Annotated in this window: 25 protein-coding genes and 1 other RNA gene; 4 read left to right on the forward strand and 22 right to left on the reverse strand. The window is 67.0% G+C overall.

Annotation, left to right across the window (positions count from 1 at the left end):
* Nucleotides 1-7: 7 nt before the first annotated feature.
* The 9 genes from mraY to rsmI form a co-directional block, all read right to left on the reverse strand.
* Nucleotides 8-1,090: a phospho-N-acetylmuramoyl-pentapeptide-transferase gene (gene mraY, locus BBH56_RS06870; RefSeq protein WP_144348037.1), complete on the reverse strand. Its 1,083-nt coding sequence runs from the start codon at nucleotides 1,088-1,090 to the stop codon at nucleotides 8-10.
* Complete coding sequence (locus BBH56_RS06875; RefSeq protein WP_148122370.1) at nucleotides 1,081-2,442, reverse strand: UDP-N-acetylmuramoyl-tripeptide--D-alanyl-D-alanine ligase; 1,362 nt, start codon at nucleotides 2,440-2,442, stop codon at nucleotides 1,081-1,083. Before BBH56_RS06875 ends, mraY begins: the two co-directional genes overlap by 10 nt.
* Complete coding sequence (locus tag BBH56_RS06880) at nucleotides 2,442-3,935, reverse strand: UDP-N-acetylmuramoyl-L-alanyl-D-glutamate--2,6-diaminopimelate ligase (RefSeq protein WP_148122371.1); 1,494 nt, start codon at nucleotides 3,933-3,935, stop codon at nucleotides 2,442-2,444. Before BBH56_RS06880 ends, BBH56_RS06875 begins: the two co-directional genes overlap by 1 nt.
* The gene (locus tag BBH56_RS06885; RefSeq protein WP_148122372.1) at nucleotides 3,932-5,656 is read right to left on the reverse strand and encodes a peptidoglycan D,D-transpeptidase FtsI family protein; all 1,725 of its coding nucleotides are present in this window, start codon (nucleotides 5,654-5,656) and stop codon (nucleotides 3,932-3,934) included. The genes BBH56_RS06880 and BBH56_RS06885 overlap by 4 nt, the downstream gene beginning before the upstream one ends.
* A complete protein-coding gene (gene ftsL, locus BBH56_RS06890) occupies nucleotides 5,653-5,943 on the reverse strand; it encodes a cell division protein FtsL (protein WP_110882942.1) in 291 nt (96 codons plus the stop codon). Before ftsL ends, BBH56_RS06885 begins: the two co-directional genes overlap by 4 nt.
* Nucleotides 5,940-6,878, reverse strand: coding sequence for a 16S rRNA (cytosine(1402)-N(4))-methyltransferase RsmH (gene rsmH, locus BBH56_RS06895; protein WP_318262519.1), 939 nt, complete (start codon nucleotides 6,876-6,878; stop codon nucleotides 5,940-5,942). The genes ftsL and rsmH overlap by 4 nt, the downstream gene beginning before the upstream one ends.
* Nucleotides 6,879-6,890: 12 nt before the next feature.
* Nucleotides 6,891-7,343 carry a division/cell wall cluster transcriptional repressor MraZ gene (gene mraZ / locus BBH56_RS06900; RefSeq protein ID WP_148122373.1) on the reverse strand — a complete coding sequence of 151 codons (453 nt, stop codon included), beginning with the start codon at nucleotides 7,341-7,343 and terminating at the stop codon, nucleotides 6,891-6,893.
* 208 nt (nucleotides 7,344-7,551) lie between these two features.
* Nucleotides 7,552-7,906, reverse strand: an RNA gene (gene rnpB, locus BBH56_RS06905) — RNase P RNA component class A.
* A 27-nt stretch (nucleotides 7,907-7,933) separates the two neighbouring features.
* Nucleotides 7,934-8,773 carry a 16S rRNA (cytidine(1402)-2'-O)-methyltransferase gene (gene rsmI / locus BBH56_RS06910; protein WP_235013317.1) on the reverse strand — a complete coding sequence of 280 codons (840 nt, stop codon included), beginning with the start codon at nucleotides 8,771-8,773 and terminating at the stop codon, nucleotides 7,934-7,936.
* A gap of 103 nt (nucleotides 8,774-8,876) precedes the next feature.
* On the opposite strand from rsmI, the gene BBH56_RS06915 reads away from it, so the two are divergent.
* The 3 genes from BBH56_RS06915 to BBH56_RS06925 are packed head-to-tail and all read left to right on the forward strand — an operon-like array spanning nucleotide 8,877 to nucleotide 11,737.
* Entirely contained in the window at nucleotides 8,877-10,766 is a 1,890-nt protein-coding gene (locus BBH56_RS06915) for a penicillin-binding protein activator (protein ID WP_157809121.1), read from the forward strand.
* Complete coding sequence (locus tag BBH56_RS06920; protein ID WP_148122376.1) at nucleotides 10,763-11,122, forward strand: YraN family protein; 360 nt, start codon at nucleotides 10,763-10,765, stop codon at nucleotides 11,120-11,122. The genes BBH56_RS06915 and BBH56_RS06920 overlap by 4 nt, the downstream gene beginning before the upstream one ends.
* A gap of 27 nt (nucleotides 11,123-11,149) precedes the next feature.
* Nucleotides 11,150-11,737, forward strand: coding sequence for a phosphoheptose isomerase (locus tag BBH56_RS06925; RefSeq protein ID WP_144348029.1), 588 nt, complete (start codon nucleotides 11,150-11,152; stop codon nucleotides 11,735-11,737).
* Nucleotides 11,738-11,763: 26 nt separating this feature from the next.
* On the opposite strand, the gene BBH56_RS06930 is transcribed toward BBH56_RS06925, so the two are convergent.
* Genes BBH56_RS06930 through petA form a run of 5 tightly spaced genes read right to left on the reverse strand, consistent with a single transcriptional unit; the run spans nucleotide 11,764 to nucleotide 15,398 of the window.
* Nucleotides 11,764-12,171 (reverse strand): ClpXP protease specificity-enhancing factor, encoded by a 408-nt coding sequence (locus BBH56_RS06930; RefSeq protein WP_144348028.1) that lies wholly within the window; start codon nucleotides 12,169-12,171, stop codon nucleotides 11,764-11,766.
* Nucleotides 12,168-12,794: a glutathione S-transferase N-terminal domain-containing protein gene (locus tag BBH56_RS06935; RefSeq protein ID WP_370456332.1), complete on the reverse strand. Its 627-nt coding sequence runs from the start codon at nucleotides 12,792-12,794 to the stop codon at nucleotides 12,168-12,170. Before BBH56_RS06935 ends, BBH56_RS06930 begins: the two co-directional genes overlap by 4 nt.
* A gap of 29 nt (nucleotides 12,795-12,823) precedes the next feature.
* Nucleotides 12,824-13,555, reverse strand: a complete 732-nt coding sequence (locus BBH56_RS06940) for a cytochrome c1 (protein WP_110882935.1) — start codon at nucleotides 13,553-13,555, stop codon at nucleotides 12,824-12,826.
* Nucleotides 13,555-14,808, reverse strand: a complete 1,254-nt coding sequence (locus tag BBH56_RS06945; protein WP_110882934.1) for a cytochrome b — start codon at nucleotides 14,806-14,808, stop codon at nucleotides 13,555-13,557. The genes BBH56_RS06940 and BBH56_RS06945 overlap by 1 nt, the downstream gene beginning before the upstream one ends.
* A complete protein-coding gene (gene petA, locus BBH56_RS06950; protein WP_144348025.1) occupies nucleotides 14,808-15,398 on the reverse strand; it encodes a ubiquinol-cytochrome c reductase iron-sulfur subunit in 591 nt (196 codons plus the stop codon). The genes BBH56_RS06945 and petA overlap by 1 nt, the downstream gene beginning before the upstream one ends.
* A gap of 245 nt (nucleotides 15,399-15,643) precedes the next feature.
* Between petA and BBH56_RS06955 the strand changes: the two genes are divergently transcribed.
* Entirely contained in the window at nucleotides 15,644-16,828 is a 1,185-nt protein-coding gene (locus BBH56_RS06955) for a S1C family serine protease (RefSeq protein ID WP_148122377.1), read from the forward strand.
* Here BBH56_RS06955 and hisD read toward each other — a convergent pair.
* From hisD to BBH56_RS06995, 8 genes are read right to left on the reverse strand one after another with little or no spacing between them, the layout of a single operon-like run.
* Nucleotides 16,816-18,117 (reverse strand): histidinol dehydrogenase, encoded by a 1,302-nt coding sequence (gene hisD, locus BBH56_RS06960; RefSeq protein WP_148122769.1) that lies wholly within the window; start codon nucleotides 18,115-18,117, stop codon nucleotides 16,816-16,818. The genes BBH56_RS06955 and hisD overlap by 13 nt on opposite strands.
* A 5-nt stretch (nucleotides 18,118-18,122) precedes the next feature.
* Nucleotides 18,123-18,767 (reverse strand): ATP phosphoribosyltransferase, encoded by a 645-nt coding sequence (gene hisG / locus BBH56_RS06965; protein ID WP_110882930.1) that lies wholly within the window; start codon nucleotides 18,765-18,767, stop codon nucleotides 18,123-18,125.
* On the reverse strand, nucleotides 18,760-20,040 hold the full coding sequence (gene murA / locus BBH56_RS06970; protein WP_148122378.1) for a UDP-N-acetylglucosamine 1-carboxyvinyltransferase: 1,281 nt from the start codon (nucleotides 20,038-20,040) through the stop codon (nucleotides 18,760-18,762). The genes hisG and murA overlap by 8 nt, the downstream gene beginning before the upstream one ends.
* A 4-nt stretch (nucleotides 20,041-20,044) precedes the next feature.
* Complete coding sequence (locus BBH56_RS06975; protein ID WP_235011840.1) at nucleotides 20,045-20,290, reverse strand: BolA family protein; 246 nt, start codon at nucleotides 20,288-20,290, stop codon at nucleotides 20,045-20,047.
* Nucleotides 20,287-20,604, reverse strand: a complete 318-nt coding sequence (locus BBH56_RS06980) for an STAS domain-containing protein (protein ID WP_110882927.1) — start codon at nucleotides 20,602-20,604, stop codon at nucleotides 20,287-20,289. Before BBH56_RS06980 ends, BBH56_RS06975 begins: the two co-directional genes overlap by 4 nt.
* Complete coding sequence (gene mlaD / locus BBH56_RS06985) at nucleotides 20,601-21,053, reverse strand: outer membrane lipid asymmetry maintenance protein MlaD (protein WP_235011841.1); 453 nt, start codon at nucleotides 21,051-21,053, stop codon at nucleotides 20,601-20,603. The genes BBH56_RS06980 and mlaD overlap by 4 nt, the downstream gene beginning before the upstream one ends.
* Before the next feature lie 32 nt (nucleotides 21,054-21,085).
* Entirely contained in the window at nucleotides 21,086-21,862 is a 777-nt protein-coding gene (gene mlaE / locus BBH56_RS06990) for a lipid asymmetry maintenance ABC transporter permease subunit MlaE (protein ID WP_110882925.1), read from the reverse strand.
* Nucleotides 21,859-22,674: an ABC transporter ATP-binding protein gene (locus BBH56_RS06995; RefSeq protein WP_148122770.1), complete on the reverse strand. Its 816-nt coding sequence runs from the start codon at nucleotides 22,672-22,674 to the stop codon at nucleotides 21,859-21,861. Before BBH56_RS06995 ends, mlaE begins: the two co-directional genes overlap by 4 nt.
* Nucleotides 22,675-22,682: the final 8 nt, after the last annotated feature.

Genomic DNA, 22,682 nt, shown 5'->3' on the forward strand with positions numbered 1-22,682 from the left:
TCTCCCGTCATCGCAGCTTCAACGTGGCCAGACCGATGAGCACCAGCACCACCGAGACAATCCAGAACCGCACGATGACCCGCGGTTCCGGCCAACCCTTGAGCTCGAAGTGGTGATGAAGCGGTGCCATGCGAAAGACGCGACGCCCGGTGCGCTTGAACCAGAGCACCTGGATCATCACCGATACCGTCTCGGCGACGAACACGCCCCCCATGATGAACAGCACGACCTCCTGACGGACCACCATGGCGATCATGCCCAGGGCCGCACCCATCGCCAGCGACCCGACATCGCCCATGAACACCTGCGCCGGATAGGTGTTGAACCACAGAAAGGCCAGCCCCGCGCCCACCAGCGCGCCGACGAAAACCGTCAGCTCGCCCGCCCCGGCGACGTAGGGGATCGCCAGATAATCGGCGAAATTCACATTGCCGCTGGCGTAGGCGAAGATCCCCAGGGCACCGCCGACGAGGACCGTTGGCATGATGGCAAGGCCATCGAGCCCGTCGGTGAGATTGACCGCATTCGAGGCGCCCACCACCACCAGCCATGTCAGCGGAATCAGCAGGATGCCCAGCGGGATCGCCACATCCTTGAGAAAGGGCAGGATCAGCGTGGTCTGGACGGGTGAAGTGGCCATCGCGAACAGGACCGCGCCGGCAATCAGCGCGGCAATGCTCTGCAGCAGCAGTTTGGAGCGGGCCCGCAGCCCTTCGCTGCTGCCGCGGGTGAGTTTCAGCCAGTCGTCGGTGCCGCCGATCGCCCCGAAGGTCAGCGTCGTGAGCAGCACGAGCCAGACATAGCGATTGGTCAGATCCCCCCACAGGAGCGTGGCCACACCAATGCCCACCAGCATGAGGGCGCCCCCCATGGTGGGTGTGCCGGCCTTGGAATAATGACTGACCGGCCCATCGGTGCGGACATACTGGCCGACCTGATGACGCTGCAGCCGACCGATCAGCCAGGGCCCCACCAGCAGACCGATGCCCAGCGCCGTCAGCGTGCCGAGGATGGCCCGGAAGGTCAGATACTGAAAAACATTGAACGCGCTGTAGAACGCCTCCAGCTGTTCGGCAAGCATCAGGAGCATGCGCGTCCCTCCCCTGACCCGCCGGCCGCCAGTGCGGCGACCACTTCATCCATCGCCGCCGAGCGCGATCCCTTGACCAGCACGTTGATCCCGGGCCGGGCGGCGGTCTTGACCGCCTCCACCAGTTCAGCGCGGGTCGCAAACCCGGCACCGCCGGCACCGAAGCCCTCGGCCGCATGGGCCGCGAGCGGACCGGTGGCGAATAAGCGCTCGACCCCCAGCTCGCGGGCCTGCTCGCCCGCGCGGCGATGCAGCGCCGGGCCTGCATCGCCCAACTCCGCCATATCGCCCAGGACCAGCCAGAGCGGTGTCCCGGTCGCGGTCAGTGTCTCGAGTGCCGCCGTCAGGGAGGCCGGGTTGGCGTTGTAGCTGTCATCCACCAGCGTCATCGAGGCGAGGCCGTCGCGATACTGAAGTCGTCCCGCGACGGGGGCCACGGCCATGAGCCCGTCGGCGATGGTCTCGAGGCTGGCCCCGGCGGCACGCGCCGCGGCGGCGGCCGCCAGCGCATTGGCCCGGTTATGACGCCCGGGCAGGGCCACCGCCGCGGTGATGGCGGCATCCTCGAAACGGATCTCGAGCCGGCCGTCGGCCCGCTCCACCCCTGTGACGTCGGCGGCATGGCCGTCGAGGCTGAAGCGCTTGATATGGCAATGCGCCGCCTTTTGCTCCCAGACCGCGGCGTAGGGGTCATCGGCATTGACGATGGCATAACCCTTGGCCGGCAGTTCCTCGAACAGCTCGCCCTTACAGTCGGCCACCGCCGCCACACTGCCAAAACCCTCCAGGTGGGCCGGACCGGCATGTGTCACCACACCGACCCATGGACGCGCCCAGCTTGCCAGCAGCGCGATATCGCCGGGTTTACCGCAGCCCATCTCGACGATGGCGAAGTCATCATCCGGATCGATGCCACAGAGCGTCAGCGGCACGCCCAGCTCATTGTTCAGGTTGCCTTCAGTGGCCCGCGTGGTACCGCAGCGCCCGAGGATGGCGGCGAGCATTTCCTTGACCGTGGTCTTGCCATTGCTGCCGGTCACACCCACCACCCGGGCACGGCTCGCCGACCGGGCGCGGCAGGCCAGCTCGATGAGCACCCGCTGCGGGTTGTCCACCCGCCACTGCGGCAGCGCCGCGTCGGTGTAGTGATCGACCAGCGCGGCCGCGGCACCGGCCCGGGCCGCGGCATCGATGCATTCGTGTCCGTCGATCCGCTCGCCACGCAGGGCAATGAACAGGTCCCCGGGGCTGACGCGGCGTGAATCGATGGCGACCCCTGTGACGGTCACCTCACCGCCCCGCGATTCGCCGCCGAACTCAGTCACCAGGGACAGCAACCGCACCGCTTCCATCAGCCCGCCCTCCGCGACAGCACGCTGGCCGCACAGTCACGATCACTGAAGGCGTGGGCCGTGGCGCCGATCTGCTGCTCGGTCTCGTGGCCCTTGCCGGCGATCAGCACGGCATCGCCGGGACCGACCATCTCGATGGCGGCGGTGATCGCGCTTGCGCGATCCTCGATGACCCGGCAGTCACCGTGGCCCGCGCAGCCGGCCCGGACGGCCTCGAGAATCGCCGCCGGCGACTCGGAACGGGGGTTGTCGCTGGTCAGAATGATGCCATCGGCGCGCTGGCCGGCAGCCGCTCCCATCAGGGGCCGCTTGCCGGTGTCACGATCGCCCCCGCAGCCAAAGACCACCCATAGCCGGCCGCGGACATGGGGTCGCAGGGCATCGAGCGCCGCCGCGAGGGCCCCGGCGGTATGCGCATAGTCGACAATCACCACCGGACCGCCCTCCACGGTGAATCGCTCCATGCGACCCGGTACCGGTTGCAGCCGGCCCAACGCGCCCAGCGCCGCCGGCACATTGCCGGACTCGATCAATGCGCCCAGCGCCGCGAGGGCGTTGAGGGCATTGAAATCGCCGATCAGCGGCAGGTGAGCGGTATGCTGCCGACCGGCATGATCGATGCCCAGCTCGAGCCCTTCGGCCCGACGCTCGAGCCGCGACAGGCACAGATCAGCGGCACCCGTCCGGCCGTAGACGACCGGGGTGGCGTCCGATAGCGGGTGCGCGGCCAGATCCGCGCCCACGGCATCCTCCCCATTGAGGACCTGACGGCGCAGGCCGGGCCACGCGAACAGACGGCGCTTGGCGGCGCCATAGGCCGCCGCCGAGCCGTGGTAGTCAAGATGATCGCGCCCCACATGGGTCAGCACTGCGGTGGCAAACGTCACGCCGTCCACACGGTGTTGCGCCAGGGCATGCGAGGAGACTTCCATCGCCACGCAGCAAATGCCGTCGTCCCGCAGCGCCGCCAGGCGCGCCTGAATACTGACCGGATCGGCGGTGGTCTGTGTCGAGGCGCGGAGCTGCCCCGGGCGCCCCCAGCCCACGGTCCCCATCACCGCCGCCGGTCCCTGCAGATCTTCGGCCATCTGGGCGATGTAGTGGGAGACCGAGGTCTTGCCATCGGTGCCCGTGACCGCGATCACCGTCATCGCCCGCGATGGCTCATCGTAGAATCGACCGGCGATGGCGCTGGCCAGCGCGCCGACGCCGGCCCTGGCGATGGCCACGGCGCCGGCGGCGTCGCAGCGCGCGGCGATGGCGGGGTGTTCCTGCCCGGCCGCGGGTTCATAGAGCACCACGCCCGCCCCGGCCGCGAGGGCCTGATCGAGATAGTCCAGGCCATGGGCCCGGTAACCGGCCAGCGCCAGAAACAGGCCACCCGGGGCAAGCTGCCGGGCATCTAGCGCGATACCGGTCACGCCAACGCCCTTCAACCGGGCATCCACCAGCCAGGGGGCAAGCAGCGCTTCGGCGGACCAGACCCGGCTCATGGCGACTCTCCGCCGGCCACGGTCAGACCCGGCTGATCGAAGGCTGCATCGGGCATCACGTTATACAACCGCAGTGCGTCACCCATCACCGCCGCAAACACTGGCCCGGCCACGGGGCCCGCGTAGTAGGCATCACCGCGGGGCTCATCGATCGTCACCACGGCCACAAAACGCGGGTCACTGGCCGGTGCCATGCCCGCAAAGGTCGAGATGTAACGGTCCTCGGCATAACCGCCGGACACGGCCTTGCGGCTGGTGCCGGTCTTGCCGGCGACCTGATAGCCGGGAATGGCCGCCTGTGTCGCCGTGCCTCCGGACTCGGTCACAGCGGTCAGCATTTCGCGGAGCTGGGCGGCGCGCCGGGCGCTCATCACCCGCTCGGGGTCCGGCCGGCGCCCGTCCGCGATCAGCGCGGGCGTGGGCAGTTCCCCACCGGAGGCGATGGCCGAGTAGGCCCTTGCCAGCTGCAGATTGCTCACCGACAGGCCGTAACCAAAGGCGAGGGTCGCCCGCTCGATGGGGCGCTCCGAGGGCATGGAAGAAAGCCTGCCAGCGCTATCGCCAGGCAGCCCCACGCCACTGGGCTCGCCAATGCCGAGGCTGTTGAGTGTCTGCCAGACCTGCCCCGACTCGAGGGACAGCGCCATCTGCGCGGCACCGACATTGCTCGACTTGCGCAGCACGCCGGCGACCGTGAGCTCGCCGAAATTGCGGACATCACGCACCTGATGGCCACCCACCCGCATGACACCCGGCGCCGTCTCGACGACGGTCTCGGGGGTATAGCGACCCGTGCGCAGCGCGGCCAGGACCGTAAACGGCTTCACCACCGAGCCGGGTTCGTAGGTGTCGGTGACAGCGCGGTTGCGGTAACGCCCACCGGTCATCTCCGAGCGGCGATTGGGATTGAACGAAGGCTGATTGGCCATCGCCAGGATGTCGCCATTGTCCGCGTCCATCAGCACGATGGAGCCACTGGCGGCCTGATGCCGCTCGACGGCGGCCTTGAGCTCGCGGTAGGCGACGTACTGCAGGCGTTTGTCGAGGGTCAGTGTCAGATCATGCCCGGGATCAGGCTCGCGCAGTCGCTCGACATCCTCGATATTGCGCCCGTGGCGGTCGCGCAGAACACGCTTGGCGCCCGGCTCGCCGGACAACCAATCATCGTAGGCGAGTTCGAGGCCCTCCTGGCCGTGATCATCGATGTTGGTGAAGCCGAGCACATGGCCACTGACCTCTCCAGTGGGATAGAACCGGCGGTATTCACGCTGCAGGGCGACGCCGGGGACATCCAGTGCGCTCACCCGGGCGGCAAGGTCCGGGCTGACATGGCGCTCGAGGTAGAAAAACGCCCGTTCGCGGCGCTCGTTCAGGTCCGAACGCAGCCTGGCCGGATCGGTGTCGAGCAGGCGGGCCAGCGCGGCCAGATCCTGCTGCGAAGCCTCTTGTGTGGTCACGCGCGGATCCGCCCAGACCGAGTCCACCGGTGCGCTGATGGCCAGCGGCTGGCCCTGCCGGTCGCGGATCGTGCCGCGATGCGCGGGCAGGGATTCCACCCGCAGATGACGCTGCTCCCCCTGTCCCTGCAGGAACGGCCCATCGATCAGCTGCAGCGATACGGCCCGCGCCATCAACACCACCGGCAGCGCCAGCAGCAAGACCAGCACCAGCACACGACGCCACGCCGGCGGTGCCACGGAGCGGGCCTTGCGCCGGTTCATTGTCGCTCGCCCCCGGATTCCAGCCGGATCAGCGTCGTGTTCTGTGGATCGATCGCCTTGAGACCGATGGACTCACGGGCAATGCGCTCGACCCGGGACTGCATGGCAAGGGCACCCTGCTCGAGCTGCAGCTGCCGCCATGCGGTGTTGAGCTGATCACGGTTGTCGCGCAGTGACTCGAGGGTGACGAAAAGACTGCGGGTTTCGTGGCGCACCTCCACCACCGCAACCGCTGAGCCCACCGCCAGCACGCCCAGTACCAGCAATGTCAGGATCGGGCGTTTCATGGCAACCGCTCCGCGATGCGCAGGGTGGCGCTGCGTGCGCGTGGGTTGCGCTGCACCTCGGCTTCGGCGGGCCGGTGGGCGCGCCCGACGCGGCGCAGCCCCGGGCGCTTTTCCGCGGGCACGACACCGGCCCCGGGCGGCAGATCGCCGACCTGGCTGTTGCGCGTCATGAAACGCTTGACGCGACGGTCCTCGAGGGAATGAAAACTGATCACCACCAGGCGGCCGCCGGGCTCAAGCAACTCGCAGATGTCATCGAGCAGCCGGCTCAGCGATTCCAGCTCGCCATTGAGGTGGATACGGATCGCCTGAAAGCTGCGTGTCGCCGGATGGCGACCCGGTTCGGGCCGCGGTACCGCCTCGGTGATCAGCCGAGCCAGTCCCGTGGTGGTCTGCGGCAGCGCGGCGGCGTCCCGCGCCGCCACAATCGCCGCCGCGATGCGACGGGCGTAGCGCTCTTCGCCGTACTCCCTGAGCACACGCACCAGCGTGCCGGCGTCGACCCGCTCGAGCCACTCGGCTGCCGTTTCGCCCCCGCCGTTGTCCATGCGCATGTCGAGCGGTCCCTCGCGCATGAAGCTGAAGCCACGCTGGGGCTGATCAAGCTGGGGAGAGGACACGCCCAGATCCAGGAGGATCCCGGAGACCCGGCCCGCCAGACCGGCGGCGCGAAGCTCTATGCCCAATTCGGCGAAGTTGGCCTGCAGGATCCGGCAGCGTGGGTCATGACCGTGGCGTTCGTGTGCCTGCGCGACGGCTTCGGGATCACGATCCACCAGCCACAGACGGGCCCCTTCGCCCAGCGCCTCGAGAAGCGCCCCGGCATGGCCGCCGCGCCCGTAGGTGGCGTCCACATACACACCGTCGATGCGCGGAGCGAGGGCGGCCACCGCCTCGTCGCGCATGACGGCCGCATGCTCCCGTGGCGAGTTCACCACTCACCCCCCTTAGAGCGATAGCGATTGCAGGTCATCGGGCAGCTCCTCGGCATCGGTTCCTTCCGCCAGCCATTCATCCCGGCGCGTCGTCCAGCTGTCCTCGTCCCAGAGCTCGAACTTGTTGCCCTGACCGATCAGCACGGTGCGCTTGTCGAGTCCGGCGAAGCTCCGCAACGGACCCGGCAGCAGTATCCGGCCGTTACCGTCCAGCGGACATTCGGTGGCATGACCGATCAGCAGCCGCTGCAGACGTCGGGCCGTGGGGTTGAGGCTGGGCAGCCGGACCAGCTTCTGCTCGATGTCCTCCCACTCCGACAGGGGGTAGATCAACAGGCAGTGGTCGCGGTCGACGGTGACCACCAGGTTCCCGTCGCAAAGGCTCGACAGCCGCTCGCGATAGCGGCTGGGAAAGGCTATGCGCCCCTTTGCGTCAAGATTGATCTGGGTGACACCGCGAAACAATTTATTCCCCTTAATCGACCCGTGGCTGCCATTCTTCACCACTTTTTCCCACTTATGACCACACTGTAGACAGCCGGGCATGCCCCGTCAAGCCGACGCAGAAGGGATTTTCCCCGTCCTGACAGAGACTTACGAAAACAGGCCGATTAGTGGGGGGTTTTCTCGATTCGCGGACCGGTGAATCGCGCAGGGGCGGGGGATCAAAAAGAGTGGAAGCCGGCCTGTAAGCCGGGTTCTGTCGAGGGCAATCATTCCTCTGGGATGCGTGTCGCCACGCACCTCAAGCGACCTACCCGGGAGCTCGCACGGGCCGTGCTTGCACTCCCCTATTCGGTCTTGCTCCGGGTGGGGTTTACCGTGCCACGCGATGTTGCCATGCGTGCGGTGCGCTCTTACCGCACCTTTTCACCCTTGCCTGTGCCGTGCGGACACGGCCATCGGCGGTCTGATCTCTGCGGCACTTTCCGTCGGCTCTCGCCGCCCAGGCGTTACCTGGCACCCTGCCCTATGGAGCCCGGACTTTCCTCGACGCCCTGAGGCGCCGCGACTGCCCGGCCGACTTCCGTGGGTAGTCTATCATCCCGGCCGCATCAGCCGCGGGGATTCGAGTCCTGCTCGAGCACCTGCTGGTAGAGCTGATTGACCGACGCGCCGGTCAGTCTCGCCAGCACCCGCGCCGTCGACTTCGCCCCAAGCCCCTCGTGGCGTAGCAGACGCACCAGCTCATCCGTCGCGGGCAGACCCGGCGCGGGGGCGACGGCCGGCTCTGGCGCCGGCCCGACCACCAGCACGAACTCGCCCCGACACTGATCGCTGTCGCCCGCAACCCATGCGCGCAGACCGGCCAGCGCGTCGACACGGGTCGTTTCGAAGCGTTTGGTCAGCTCACGGCAGATCGCTGCCTCGCGCTCGGCGCCGAAGGCATGCTCCATCGCCTCGAGCGTGCCGGGCAGACGCCGCCCGGCTTCTAGAAACACCTGCGTGCAGGCCGTATCCGCAAGGGCCTGCAGCCGACGCTGGCGTGGGCCCGCCCGCGACGGCAGAAAGCCCTCGTAGCTGAACCGGTCCGTGGGCAGCCCGGCGATGGACAGCGCCGCGATCACGCTGGACGGCCCGGGCACGGTCAGCACCGGGTAGCCGGCCTGATGGACGGCCCGCACCAGCCGATAGCCCGGATCGCTGATCAGCGGGGTGCCGGCATCACTGATCAGCGCGACCGACTCGCCATCGGCAAGCCAGTTGGTCAGCCGCTCCACCCGGGCGCTTTCATTGTGCTCATGAAGACTGATCAGCGAACCCTGAAGCCCCAGGCGCTGCAGCAGCTGACGACTGTGGCGGGTGTCCTCGGCGGCGATGTGATCAGCACTGCCAAGCACCTCACAGGCCCGGGGACTGATATCGCCCAGATTACCGATGGGTGTTGCGACCACATGGAGGGTCCCGGTGCGGTTTGACACGGTTTATCCCCGGACTCGATACTTTCGGACAGTTTGACAGTTTAACCGCCCGCCCATGCCACCGCGAGGCCTGCCTGTGCCCACCCCGCGACTGCCGCTCATTGCCCTGTTCACCGCGCTGGTGGTCGCCGGATGCTCGTCCCTCGACACCCGCGAGGCTACGGCCCCGCTGACATCGCTGGAACACCCGCGCATCGACGCGGCCGAGTCGGCCCTCGCCGTGAATGACCCCGCCAGCGCCGTCGCGCTGCTGCGCATGGCGGCGAGCGACTTCTCCGGGCCAACCGCCACCGGCCTGCGCCTGGAGGCGGCCCGCGTTGCACTGGCCATGGGCGACCCGGCCGCCGCCCAGCGACTGCTGAACGAGCGTGACGCCATCGCCAGCGCGGACAACGAGGCCATCACCATTGTCCTGCGCACCCGCCTTGACGAGACCCTCAGTGATCGCCAGATCATCGATCGACTCGAGAACCTGCCCGCCCCGCTTTCCGCACGCATGGTGCCGTACCGCCTTCAGGCACTGATCGACGCGAAGGCGGCCAGCGGGGACTGGATCGGGGCCATCAATGACTGGCGCACCCTGGATCGAAAGGCCCTGTCGCCGGCCCGACGCGGGCGTAGCGAGGCGCGCCTGTGGCAGGCGCTGCAGGCGGCGCCGATGGCAGCGCTGCGGCGCGCTGCGGATTCCGCTCGTCAGCCGGTCACGACGCAGTGGCTTGAGCTTGCCATCGGCGTGCGTCAACGCGCCCTGGACGCCGAAGCCACCCGGGCTTTTCTGGCCGATCATCGACGCTCAGCGGTGGACGCTGGCATCAGCCAGCGCCTGATCCGGCGGATCCTTGCCATGCAGCGCGCCGATCTGTCACCGCCACGCCGCGTCGCGGTACTGCTCCCCCTGAGCGGTGACTGGGCCGGCGCCGGGCGGCGGATTCGCGACGGTCTGCTCGCCGCCTATCACACCGACAGCGGCGACCAACCCGTACTGGCATTTTTCGATGTTGGCGCCGACGGCCTGAGCGTGACCGCCGCCTATCAGCAGGCACGCGCGGAGGGGGCGGGGCGCGTGATCGGTCCGCTGCGAAAATCCGCGCTGCGCGATCTGGTGGCCTCGACGGATCTGTCGGTTCCGGTCCTGGCCCTCAACCGCATTGACAGCGATCGCGGCGGGCCGCGCCTCCAGCAATTCGGGCTGGCGCCCGAGAACGACGCCAGGGCCACCGCCGCGCTGGCCAATCAGATGGGTCAGGAGCGAATGCTGGTCATCCGCCGCGACGACGACTGGGGAAGCCGGGTTGCCACGGCTTTTAAAACCGCACTGACCGAGGCGGACGCGGCCATCGTCGGCGAGCAGCGCTACCCTCCCGACCAGCAGGACCTGAGCTTTCCGATCAAGGCACTGTTGGGCATCGATGCCAGCGAAACCCGGCACGAACGCCTTGAGTCCATCACCGGCGAGCGCTTTGGCTTCGAGGCGCGCCGCCGCCAGGACATTGATGGCCTGTTCATGGCCGCCCGCGAGCGCGACGCCCGACTGGTGCTGCCGCAGTTGCGCTTCCACCGCGGCATCGGTCTGCCCATCTTCGGGGTTGGCACCAGCGTCCCGGGCGACCCCGACAGCAGCGCGCGGAGCGACCTCGACGGGCTGCTCTTTGCCCGCATGCCCTGGCTGCTGGATGACGCCCCAGTGCCCGCGGCCGACGCACTCCAGCAACAGCTGTCCCCCGCCGATCCGTCGGCGGCCCGCCTGCGACTGCAGTCACTGGGCATCGACAGTTATCGCCTGCTCTCCGGCCTCCCGGCACTGGCTCGGGACCCGGAACTGAGCATGCCGGGTGCCTCAGGACGGCTTTCGATCAATGAACGCCAGCAGATCCAGCGCGCATTGCTGCCCGTCCAGATGACCGAGGCCGGCATCCGACGACTGAATCGTGTCGACGGCGAGGCCGTCACGGACCGGGTGCCGTGACCACCCACGCGCACCAGACCGGCGCAGCCGCCGAGGCCCTGGCCCTGGAATACCTCGAGGCTGAGGGCCTGAAACTGAGGGCACGCAATTTTCGGATTCGCCGCGGCGAGATCGATCTCATCATGGAGGACCACGGCGAGATCGTCTTTGTCGAGGTACGCGCCCGTCACCGAAGCGGATTTGGCGACGGCATCGACAGCATTACCGCGGCCAAACGCCGGCGGCTGATCGCCACCGCCAAGGCCTGGCTGCAGCGCCAGCGCAGTGAGCCACCGACGCGCTTTGACGTGATCGCGGTAACGCCTGACACCGGCCGCGTGGAATGGATCCGGGATGCATTCCACGCCGATGAATGACCCAACACCACCGAATAGAGGATACCCATGAGCGCCAGCGACCGGATCGCGCAACAATTTCACGCCAGCATCCAGACCAAGCAGACCGCGCTTGATCAGTTGCCCGCGTTCATCGAGCAGGCGGGTCACGTCATGGTCGACTGCCTGCAGCGCGAAGGGCGCATTCTCAGCTGCGGCAACGGCGGCTCAGCGGGGGACGCTCAGCACTTTTCCTCGGAGCTGCTCAACCGCTTCGAGATGGAGCGCCCGGGGCTGCCCGCCATTGCCCTGACCACTGACAGCTCGACGCTGACGTCCATCGCCAACGACTACGATTTCAACGAGGTTTTTGCCCGGCAGATCCGCGCGCTTGCGCTGCCCGGCGATGTGGTGCTGGCGATCAGCACCAGTGGCGGCAGCGACAACATCATCCGCGCGATTGACGCCGCCCACGATCGCGGTGCCCGAGTGGTGGTCCTGAGTGGTCGCGATGGCGGACCCATGGCGCTGAAGCTGGGCCCGGAAGACATCGAGATCCGTGTCCCGGCCGAGGTGACCGCCCGCATTCAGGAGGTCCATCTGCTGGTCATTCACTGTCTCTGTGATCTGATTGACCACCAGCTGTTTGGCGGCTGACCGCCCGCCCGGGCAAAAACAGGCCGCTACTTGATGACGCGCAGCCCGGGCTGCCCCCTGCCGCCCGGCGACGAATCGGAGGACGAGTCCCCGTCACTGCCATCCGGCGGTGGATCGTGCTCACCATCCTCGGGAGTGAACAGCATTCCACGTCCATTCTCCCGGGCGTAGATCGCCATGACTTCGGCGACCGGCACGCTGACCTGGCGTGGCTGGCCGCCAAATCGGGCGCTGAAGGCAATCAGTTCATTGCCCAGGTCAAGCCCGCGCACCGCCGCCGGGGCCACGTTGAGCACCAGCTGACCGGCGTCGGCAAATTCGAGTGGAGCCACCACGCCTTCGCCTTCGGCGTTGACCAGCAGGTGGGGCGTCAGATCGTTATCCGCGATCCACTCGTAGAGACCGCGGATCAGGTAGGGCCGACTCGGCGTCATGAGGCTTTGCGCATTCCCTTTTCCGTGTGCGTGAGACTGGCCACGAACGCATCGCGGCTGAACAGCCGATCCGCATAGGCGGCCACCGCCGAAGCGCCCTCCGGCAGTTCCACACCATAATGCCCAAGCCGCCAGAGCACCGGCGCCAGCACACAATCCATCATGGTGATGTCATCGCTGAGGAAGTACTGACGCCCGGTATCAAATACGTCCGCCCCTGCCAGCAGGCTCTCGGCAAGCTGACGGCGGATCGGCGGCCGCCGGCGCCGGTCGGCACGCTCGAGCTGATGCATGAGACCGTACCAGTCGCGCTCGATGCGCGAAATCACCAGTTTCGACTTGGCGCGCGAGACGGGATCGATGGGCATCAGCGGGGGGTGTGGAAAGCGCTCGTCGAGATACTCGCAGATCACCCGCGGGTCATAGAGCGCCAGATCACGATCGACCAGCGTCGGTGTTTCCGCGTAGGGGTTGAGCTGTGGCAGGTCCTCGGGGGGCGGCCCGTCGGGCAGCACCTCGACCACATCGGCGTCGATGCCTTTTTCCGCAAGGACGACCCGCACCCGGTGGCTGTCCACCGAGAGCGGGTCACTGTAGAGCCCGATGGACGGCCGCTGACTCAGCGGGACCGTCGACGCGCTTCGCTGACTCCTCAGTGGATGTCCCTCCAGTATTCGCGCTTGAGCAGATAGGCAAGGATGGTGAAGATCACCAGAAAGCCGATCACCCAGACACCGATCTCCTGGCGCTTGGCCCGGACCGGCTCGGCCATGAAGGCCATGAAATTGGTGATGTCACGCGTCGCCCGGTGGTATTCCGACTCGCTCAGCGTGCCCTGCTGCCCCTCTGGCAGGACCACCTCAGCCACCTGCTGCTCGCCGTGGCTTTCCTCGTAGCGGGCCTCGGGCACCCCCTGCATCCGCCAGAGGACATGGGGCATCGAGGAGTTGGCAAGCAGGGTGTTGTTCCAGCCAATGCTGGCATCCGGATCCCGGTAGAAGCTGTTGAGATAGGTATAGACCCAGTCGGCTCCACGTGCCCGGGCGGTCAGCGACAGGTCCGGCGGCTCTGCGCCGAACCAGTCCGATGCATCGGCGCTGCGCATGGCGGCGTTGATGGTGTCACCGGGCGTGTAGTCGCCATAGATCAGATTGGACTCCACCGTTTCCATGGACACGCCCAGTGCCTCGGGCAGGGCGTTCCAGCGGACATACTCGGCGGAATGGCAGCCCATGCAGTTGTTGGCGAACAGCTTCGCCCCACGCTGTAGCGATGCCTCGTCGGATACATCGACGCGGGCGTCCATCAGGTCACCACCCCCGCCGGCGGACCATGCCGGCGCGGACAGGCAGGTGAGCAGGGCAATCAGGAGGAGTTTTCTCATCAGTCCGTCACCCGATCCGGTACCGGCTTGGTACGCTCAAACCCGAACGCCGTGTAAGCGAACAGGAAGATGAAAAAGCCGAAGTACACCGCGCTCCAGATCTGCGCCCAGGTTGTCACCGTCAGCCCAAAGTACAGGTCCGAGGGTGCCTGCAGGCCGAGGTAGCTGAGGCAGACGAAAGCCACTGCAAACAGGCCCAGCGCAAGCTTGTGACCGAGCCCGCGGTAGCGCACCGAGCGTACCCGTCCACGATCGATCCATGGCAGCAGGAACAGCAGGAAAATCGCCGAGCCCATCGCGATCACGCCCCCGAGCTTGTCGGGAATCGCCCGCAGGATCGAGTAGAACGCGGTGAAATACCACACCGGTGCGATGTGCGCCGGCGTCTGCATGGGGTCGGCCGGCTGGAAGTTCGGCGGCTCCAGAAACAGCCCACCCATTTCCGGGGCGAAGAAAACCACCGCCGAGAAGAAGATCAGGAAGACCCCAAGACCGAAGGTGTCCTTGACCGTGTAGTAGGGATGGAACGGGATGCCGTCTTTCGGCTTGCCGTCCGCACCCTTGTTCTTCTTGATGTCGACGCCGTCGGGGTTATTCGATCCGACCTCGTGGAGGGCGAGGATGTGGAACACCACCAGACCCACCAAAGCCAGCGGCAGCGCCACCACATGCAGGGCGAAGAATCGGTTCAGGGTAACGCCGGAGATGTTGTAGTCACCGCGGATCCACAGGGCCAGCTCTTCGCCCACCCCCGGAATGGCACCGAACAGAGAGATGATGACCTGCGCGCCCCAATACGACATCTGTCCCCAAGGCAGCAGATAGCCCATGAAGGCCTCGGCCATCAGCGCGACATAGATGATCATGCCGAACACCCAGATCAGCTCGCGGGGCTTCTGGTAGGAACCATAGAGCAGTGCCCGGAACATATGCAGGTAGACGACCACAAAGAACGCCGAGGCGCCGGTGGAGTGCATATAGCGGATGAGCCATCCCCACTCTACATCCCGCATGATGTACTCCACCGACGAGAACGCCCCCTCGGCCGAGGGGTTGTAGTTCATCGTCAGCCAGATGCCGGTCAGTAGCTGATTGACCAGCACGAACAGCGACAGCGCGCCGAAGTAGTACCAGATGTTGAAATTCTTGGGGGCGTAGTACTCGCCGACATGCTCGTTCCACATGCGGCTGAGCGGGAAACGGGCGTCCACCCAGCCCAGCACGCCACCCTGCACCTTGGTTGTGTCACTCATCAGGCCGCCTCCTGGTCTTCCCCGACCACGATCACGCCATTGTCAGCGATCCGGTAGGGGGGGACTTCAAGATTGGTCGGCGCCGGCACCCCGGCGTAGACCCGTCCCGCGTTATCAAATTTGGAGCCGTGACAGGGGCAGAAGAACCCCCCCGGCCAGTTGGTATCAAGCGATCCCGGCTGGGGCATGAACGAAGGAATGCAACCCAGATGGGTACAGATCGGCACCACCACGAAGAATTCCGGCTCCACCGAGCGATACATGTTCTGCGCGTAGGCGGGCTGCTGGCTGGCGACGGCGGAGTCCGGATCGCTCAGCACGTCATCATGACCGGCCAGCGAGTCGATCGCCGTCTCGGAGCGGCGGATCACCCAGACCGGCTGACCGCGCCAGGTCACGTTGACCTTCTGCCCGGGCTGCATGGTCGAGGCATCGACTTCCACCGGCGCCCCCGCGGCCCGTGTCCGCGCGCTGGGGTTCCAGTACGCGAGGAAGGGCACCGCGACGTAGGCCGCACCAATACCACCGACGACACCGACCGCACCGGTCAGGAACCGGCGACGGCTGTTGTTTGCTTTGTCCTCTGACATCTGGATCCTCTGGGTCAGGCCTGTCTCTGGGCGGGAGCAGCATCGTCACCGGGGGCCGGACGGCCCGCTGAGCGCGCACAATCGGACACTGTCCGCAATGGCGGTAGAATCCCGCATCGAGCGTCCATCGTCAAGATCGGCGGGCCCCGACGACTGCGCCCAACGCCCTGTCCGAACGCGCCGCGGACAGCGCTTTGGGTGTATCATCGCGGTTTATTCATGGAGTGCTGGACCGGATAGCGCGCATGGCCTTCAAACGTTTTACTCGTTTTGTCACCAGTTATGTCCTCGTCGGGGTGATCGTCGCCATCACCGTGGTCTGGCTGGCACCGGAACTGCTCGGCGGCCGTCCCGCCGGTCCCACGGCCATCAGCGGCGAGGATGCCGCCCGCGCTGATCCGCGCCCGTCATCGGCCGATGGCCAGCGTTTCAGCTACGCGGATGCCGTCGAGGTCGCGGCCCCCTCGGTGGTCAACATCTACACCGCATCGCGCAACCCGGATCCGCGCAATGTCTTCCTCGACTCCCCGGCCCTCGATGAGCTGCTTGGCGGCATGACCGCGCAGGAGCAGGAGCGGCTTGATACGTCGCTGGGATCGGGCCTGCTGGTCAATGCAGCCGGACAACTGCTCACCAACCACCATGTCATCCGCGGCGCCGCCCGCATCCAGGTCATGCTGGCCGACGGCCGAAACGCCCCGGCGCGGGTCATCGGCACCGATCCGGAGTCGGACCTGGCCGTTCTCCAGGTCAATGCCGACAACCTCCCGCATGTCCCGCTGGCGGACGGGCGCGAGACCCGCGTCGGCGATGTCGTGTTCGCCATCGGCAATCCGTTCGGGGTCGGGCAGACCGTCACCCAGGGGATCATCAGTGCCCTCGGCCGAAGCGAGGTCGGACTGACCACCTTCGAGAACTTCATCCAGACCGATGCGGCGATCAACCCGGGTAACTCCGGCGGTGCGTTGATCAACGCGCGGGGCGAGGTGATCGGGATCAATACCGCCATTTTCAGTGACAGCGGCAGCTCGACCGGCATCGGCTTCGCCATCCCGGCGGACCTCGCCCAGTCGGTGCTCACCGACATCGTCGAGAACGGCCGCGTCATCCGGGGCTGGATCGGTGCCCAGATCCTCCCCAATCAGGGGCGCAGCGGGTTGCGTATTGCCGCTGTGCTACCGGGCGGGCCCGCGGACCGCGCCGGCCTTGCATCGGGGGATGTCATCGAGACCGCCAACGGCGAGCCGGTGCGCACGGTTCAGGGACTGCTCAGCTGGATCACCGAACAGGCGCCGGGGCGTGAAGTCATCCTCAACGGCCGGCGCGACGGCGAGACCCGGCGCTGGGAAGTGGAGATCGCCGAGCGGCCCACCGACCTTAACGGCGATGCCCCACAGCGCCCACCGCAACCCGAGGGTCAGTCGCGGTAGCGCATCTCCGCTGACCGCGCGTGCGCAGTGAGGCCCTCACAGCGTGCGAGCCTGGCGGCAATCGGCCCCAGCACGGCGGCTCCATCAGCGGTGCACTGCACCAGGCTGGTGGTCTTGCAGAAGTCATAGACGCCCAGCGGCGAGGCGAAACGGGCGGTGCGCGAAGTGGGCAGTACGTGACTCGGCCCGGCACAGTAATCGCCGAACGCCTCGGGGGTGTACCGGCCCAGAAAGATCGCCCCGGCGTGGTGGATGGATGCCGCCAGCCGTTCAGGTTCGACCACGGACAGCTCAAGATGCTCGGGAGCGATCGAGTTGGCGACGTCCGCCGCCTCGGCCAGATCGCGCACGCAGATCATCGCCCCGCGCCGGGCGAGCGAGGCACGGATGATCTCCGAGCGTTCCATATCGGGCAACAGGCGTTCCATGGCGGCCTGGACGTCATCCAGATAGCGCGCCTCGGGGCAGATCAGCAGCGCGCGGGCATCCTCGTCATGCTCGGCCTGCGAGAACAGATCCATGGCCGTCCATTCCGGATCGGTCTGGCCATCGCAGACAATGAGGATCTCGGACGGACCCGCCACCATGTCGATGCCGACATGGCCGAATACCCGTCGCTTGGCCTCGGCCACATAGGCATTGCCCGGGCCGACGATCTTGTCCACCGCCGGTAGCGTCTCCGTGCCATAGGCGAGCGCCGCGACGGCCTGGGCGCCACCCAGCAGAAACAGCCGGTCCACGCCCGCCACGGCCGCCGCCGCCAGCACCATGGGTGCGATATGCCCGCCCGGTGCCGGGGCCACCATGATGATCTCCCCGACGCCAGCGACGTGGGCCGGAATCGCATTCATCAGCACCGAAGACGGATAGGCTGCCTTGCCACCGGGCACATAGATCCCGACCCGCTCGAGTGGCCGCACCTGCTGGCCAAGCCGGCTGCCGTCCGCTTCGGTCTTCTCCCAGTCGGCCTGGCGCTGGTGCAGATGATAGTGGCGGATCCGCGCCGCGGCGGTCTCCAGGGCATCGCGATCGGCTCGCTCGAGGCCCTCCAGCGCCGCCTGGCACTGCGCGGCATCCACCTCGAGCTCGCTGACGGATTCCACCGCCAGCCCGTCAAGGTGCTCGCTGTAGTAACGCAGCGCGGCATCGCCCTGCCCGCGCACCGCGGCGAGGATCTCCGCCACCGCTGATTCCACGCCATGCGTGGCGCCGTCATCCCAGTCGGTGAGCGAGCGCAGCTGCTGCTCGAAGTCGGGCTGTGTCGTGCTGAGGCGCTGTATTTCCACCATGCGATTCACCTGTCGGCGCGTGTGGCCGCCGTCTCGGCAATCCGGCCGATCAGCGGTTTGAGTTCGCGATGTCTGAGCTTCATCGACGCCTTATTGACCACCAGACGGGCACTGATATCCGCGATGGTCTCGAGGGGCTCAAGGCCGTTGGCCCGCAGGGTGTTACCGGTGTCGACCAGATCCACGATCAGGTCGGCAAGACCCACCAGCGGCGCCAGCTCCATCGATCCATAGAGCTTGATCAGATCCACCTGACGGCCCTGTTCGGCGAAGTGGCGCCGGGTCATGTTGACGAACTTGGTGGCCACACGCAGGCGCTGCCCGGCCGGCACCCCGCCGGGATGACCCGCCACCATCAGGCGGCAACGGGCGATCCCCAGATCCACCGGCTCATAAAGCCCGTGGCCGCCCTGCTCCATGAGCACATCCTTGCCCGCGACGCCCAGATCCGCCCCGCCATGGGCAACATAGGTCGGCACGTCCGTGGCGCGCACGATGATCAGGCGGACGCCGGGATGGCTGGTGGGCAGCACCAGGTTGCGACTGCGCTCCGGGTCCTCCAGTGGCTCGATGCCCAGCGGGCTCAGCAACGGCAGGGTCTGTTCAAGGATGCGGCCCTTGGAAAGCGCCACGGTAAGCTGTTCAGTCATGGTTCGGAACGCTGTCTCCCGGCATGCGGCGGATATCGGCGCCCAGCTGCGCCAGCTTTTCTTCGATGCACTCGTAACCCCGGTCGATGTGATAGATGCGGTCGACAAGGGTATCGCCCGCGCTCACCAGTCCCGCCAGCACCAGGCTGGCCGAGGCGCGCAGGTCGGTGGCCATGACCGGTGCGCCGGTCAGCCGCTCGATGCCGTGACTGATGGCGGTATGGCCCTCAAGGCGGATGTCCGCGCCCATGCGCTGGATTTCCTGGACATGCATGAAGCGGTTTTCGAAAACGGTTTCCGTCACCATCCCGACGCCCTCCGCGACCGCATTGAGCGCACAGATCTGGGCCTGCATGTCGGTGGGGAAGGCGGGGTAAGGCGCCGTGCGGACGGTGACCGCGCGGGGCCGGCGACCCTGCATGTCGAGATGGATCCAGTCATCGCCGACAGTGATGTCCGCGCCACTCTCACGCAGCTTGGCGATCACCGCATCGAGCAGGTACGGCGCGGTATTGCGCAGATGGACCCGCCCCCCCGTCATCGCGGCGGCCACCAGAAAGGTTCCGGTCTCGATCCGGTCGGGCAGCACGTTGTAGTGAGCGCCCTGCAGCCGCTCGACGCCGTCGATGACAATGGTGTCGGTGCCGGCGCCGCTCACCTGCGCGCCCATGGCGTTGAGGCAGTTCGCCAGATCCACCACTTCGGGCTCGCGGGCGGCGTTCTCGATCACGGTGCGCCCTTCGGCAAGGGTCGCCGCCATCATCAGGTTCTCGGTCCCGGTGACGGTCACCAGGTCCATGACCAGACGCGCCCCCTTGAGACGCTCGCAGCGCGCGCGGATGTAGCCGCCCGCCACCGAAATCTCCGCGCCCATCGCCTCGAGCCCCTGGACGTGCAGATTGACCGGACGCGTCCCGATGGCGCAGCCGCCGGGGAGCGAGACCTCGGCTTCGCCATAGCGCGCCAGCAGCGGCCCCAGCACCAGAATGGAGGCGCGCATGGTCTTCACGAGCTCGTAGGGGGCGTGGCAGTTCTCGATGAAGCTGGGGTCGATTTCCACCCGCATACGCTCATCAACCGTCAGCCGCACACCCATGCGCCCAAGCAGCTCCATGGTGGTGGTGATGTCATGCAGATCGGGGATGTTGCCGATCACCGATGGCCCGTCCGCCAGCAGGGTCGCCGCCATGATGGGCAGCGCGGCGTTCTTGGCCCCCGATATGCGGATGTCACCATCGAGGGGCCGCCCCCCGCGGATCAGCAGTCGTTCCACCGGCTCAATCCTGTTCGGCCGCGGCCTGCGCCGGGGTCAGTGTTCGCATCGAGATGGCATGCAGCACGTCGCTGTCGATGTGGGTCTGGAGCAGGTCGTAGACCATGCGATGCCGCCGCAGCAGCGGGATGCCTTCAAAATCCGGGCTCACGATCCGCGCCTGAAAGTGCCGGCCGTCGCCCACGACTTCGACATCGGCCTCGTTCAGGCCCGTCTGCAAAAGCGCCCGAATGGCTTCCGGTTCCATCATTGCCCTGTATTCCCCGCATCTGTCGCCTGAAAGCCCAACAGTGTATCAACCGAACTGATCCGCGCGAGCCGCAGGAGCCCTTCCGGCACACCCACCAGCTCGAGCTGGCCCTGATCGGCGTTGAGAAGCCGCTGCCACTCCACCAGCAGCGCCAGCCCGGCACTGTCGACCTGGCGCACCCCGGTCAGATCGACCCGGTGGACGCCGGCGGCGACCGGCAGTGTCCCCAGCAGGTCCGGCACGGTCCGCGCGGTCAGGTCGCCGTCAATGCCCAGCGCCTGGGGCGCGGTTCCCGTGATCTGCGCCGGTGTCACTGGGCGTCTCCGCTGGACTGCTCGTAGAGAAACTGACCGACAATCTCTTCAAGGACCAGCGCCGACTGCGTCAGCGTGATCTCGTCACCCGGCCCCAGCGAGTCGGGCATGCCGCCGGGCTGCAGCGAGACGTACTGCTCGCCGAGCAGCCCCGATGTGCGCACCCGCGCTGCCGTATCACTGGGCAGATCGTCATACTCCGAATGGATGGTGAGCTCGACGCGCGCCTCGAACCGGCCAGGGTCGAGGGTGATCGCACTGACCCGCCCGATCTGTACGCCGCTGAGGCTCACCGGAGCGCGCTCGCGCAGACCACCGACATTCTGGAAGTAAGCCTCCACCGTATAGCCCTCAGTGCGCTGGAATGCGGTGATGTTGCTCACCTGCATCGCCAGCACGAACGCTGCGGCCAGGCCGGCGGCCACGAAGGCGCCGACCGCAATTTCCATCGTTCGGGAATTATCCACCGGACAAACCTCCGTCAGTCGAACATGAGTGCCGTCAGCACAAAATCAAGTCCCAGCACGATCAGCGATGTCACCACCACCGTGCGGGTCGTGGCTCGGCTCACACCATGGGAGGTGGGCCGGCAGTCGTAGCCATTGAACACCGCGATCCAGCCGGCCACCACGCCGAACAGCACGCTCTTGATCAACCCATTCAGGATATCGTCGGAGAAGCTGACCTGGGACTGCATCTGCGACCAGAACGACCCACCATCCACGCCCAGCAGATTGACGCTGACAAGCCAGGCGCCGGTCACGCCGAGGACATTGAAGATCAGCGTCAGCAGCGGCAGTGACAGGATCGCGGCGGCCAGTCGCGGCGCGATGACGCGATGCTCGGGATCCACCGCCATCATCTCCATGCCGGCGAGCTGTTCGGTGGCCTTCATCAACCCGATTTCCGCCGTCAGCGCCGAGCCGGCCCGGCCGGCAAACAGCAGCGCGGTGACCACCGGGCCCAGCTCGCGGGTCAGTGACAGCGCCACCAGAACACCCAGCGACTGCTCGGCGCCAAAGTCCACCAGGGTGTAATAGCCCTGCAGGGCCAGCACCATACCCACGAAAAGCCCCGAGACGATGATGATGACCAGCGTCAGCACGCCCACCGAGTACATCTCGCGAACCAGCAGACCGGGGCGTCGGACCAGCTCGCCCGAGCCCCGCAGGACCCGCAGCAGAAACAGCACCGCCCGGCCGAGTGTGGCCGCCGTCGCCAGGGTTGAGCCCCCCAGCTGCTGGAGCATGCCGATCATCGATCCGCCCCGCGGAGATCCTCGGCGATGGGAGGCGCCGGGTAATGAAATGGAACCGGCCCGTCGGGCAGCGCATTGAGAAACTGATCCACCCAGCGGCTTTCGCTATGCCGCAGCGCCTCGGGCGTCCCCGACGCGATCACCTCGCCCCCGGAGATCACATAGGCCCGGTCGGCGATGCGAAGGGTCTCGTCGACATCGTGCGAGACCACCACGCTGGTCAGCCCGAGCGCATCATTGAGCTGCCGGATCAATTGCATCAGCGCGCCCATGGAAATCGGATCCTGACCCGCGAAGGGCTCGTCATAGAGGATGATCTCGGGATCAAGCGCCAGCGCCCGCGCCAGCGACACGCGTCGCGACATGCCGCCGGAGAGCTCGCCGGGATAAAGGTCGCGGGCCCCGCGCAGGCCGACGGCCTCAAGCTTCATGAGCACCACCGTGCGGATCAGTGTCTCCGGCAGGTCGGTGTGCTCACGCAACGGGAATGCCACGTTCTCGAAGCAGGTCATGTCGGTGAACAGGGCGCCACTCTGGAACAGCACCCCCATGCGTCGGCGCAGCCGGTAGAGATCACGCCGCGAGAGCCGATCAACCGCCTGCCCGTCGACGGCGACGCGCCCGGCGGAGGCCCGCAGCTGACCGCCGATCAGACGCAGCAGCGTGGTCTTGCCCGTCCCACTGGGCCCCATGATCGCCACGACCTCACCGCGCCTGACCTGCAGATCGACGCCGTTGAACAGCCGATTGCTGCCGCGGCTGAAGACAACGCCGCTCAGATCGATCAGGGCCTCGGACTGGGTAACTGGCATGCGGATGG

Source organism: Spiribacter roseus, assembly GCF_002813635.1.
Taxonomy (GTDB): Bacteria; Pseudomonadota; Gammaproteobacteria; order Nitrococcales; family Nitrococcaceae; genus Spiribacter; species Spiribacter roseus.

Bases quoted from the DNA above. Each gene is read 5' to 3' on its own strand.
- petA (WP_144348025.1), bottom strand. From the start codon at position 15,398: ATGTCAGAGGACAAAGCAAACAACAGCCGTCGCCGGTTCCTGACCGGT.
- mlaE (WP_110882925.1), bottom strand. From the start codon at position 21,862: ATGATCGGCATGCTCCAGCAGCTGGGGGGCTCAACCCTGGCGACGGCG.
- hisG (WP_110882930.1), bottom strand. From the start codon at position 18,767: ATGACTGAACAGCTTACCGTGGCGCTTTCCAAGGGCCGCATCCTTGAA.
- hisD (WP_148122769.1), bottom strand. From the start codon at position 18,117: ATGGTGGAAATACAGCGCCTCAGCACGACACAGCCCGACTTCGAGCAG.
- BBH56_RS06880 (WP_148122371.1), bottom strand. From the start codon at position 3,935: ATGAGCCGGGTCTGGTCCGCCGAAGCGCTGCTTGCCCCCTGGCTGGTG.
- mlaD (WP_235011841.1), bottom strand. From the start codon at position 21,053: ATGGAAATTGCGGTCGGCGCCTTCGTGGCCGCCGGCCTGGCCGCAGCG.
- BBH56_RS06930 (WP_144348028.1), bottom strand. From the start codon at position 12,171: ATGACGCCGAGTCGGCCCTACCTGATCCGCGGTCTCTACGAGTGGATC.
- BBH56_RS06955 (WP_148122377.1), top strand. From the start codon at position 15,644: ATGGCCTTCAAACGTTTTACTCGTTTTGTCACCAGTTATGTCCTCGTC.
- BBH56_RS06975 (WP_235011840.1), bottom strand. From the start codon at position 20,290: ATGATGGAACCGGAAGCCATTCGGGCGCTTTTGCAGACGGGCCTGAAC.
- BBH56_RS06995 (WP_148122770.1), bottom strand. From the start codon at position 22,674: ATGCCAGTTACCCAGTCCGAGGCCCTGATCGATCTGAGCGGCGTTGTC.
- BBH56_RS06945 (WP_110882934.1), bottom strand. From the start codon at position 14,808: ATGAGTGACACAACCAAGGTGCAGGGTGGCGTGCTGGGCTGGGTGGAC.
- ftsL (WP_110882942.1), bottom strand. From the start codon at position 5,943: ATGAAACGCCCGATCCTGACATTGCTGGTACTGGGCGTGCTGGCGGTG.
- BBH56_RS06885 (WP_148122372.1), bottom strand. From the start codon at position 5,656: ATGAACCGGCGCAAGGCCCGCTCCGTGGCACCGCCGGCGTGGCGTCGT.
- BBH56_RS06875 (WP_148122370.1), bottom strand. From the start codon at position 2,442: ATGGAAGCGGTGCGGTTGCTGTCCCTGGTGACTGAGTTCGGCGGCGAA.
- BBH56_RS06925 (WP_144348029.1), top strand. From the start codon at position 11,150: ATGAGCGCCAGCGACCGGATCGCGCAACAATTTCACGCCAGCATCCAG.
- mraY (WP_144348037.1), bottom strand. From the start codon at position 1,090: ATGCTCCTGATGCTTGCCGAACAGCTGGAGGCGTTCTACAGCGCGTTC.
- BBH56_RS06940 (WP_110882935.1), bottom strand. From the start codon at position 13,555: ATGAGAAAACTCCTCCTGATTGCCCTGCTCACCTGCCTGTCCGCGCCG.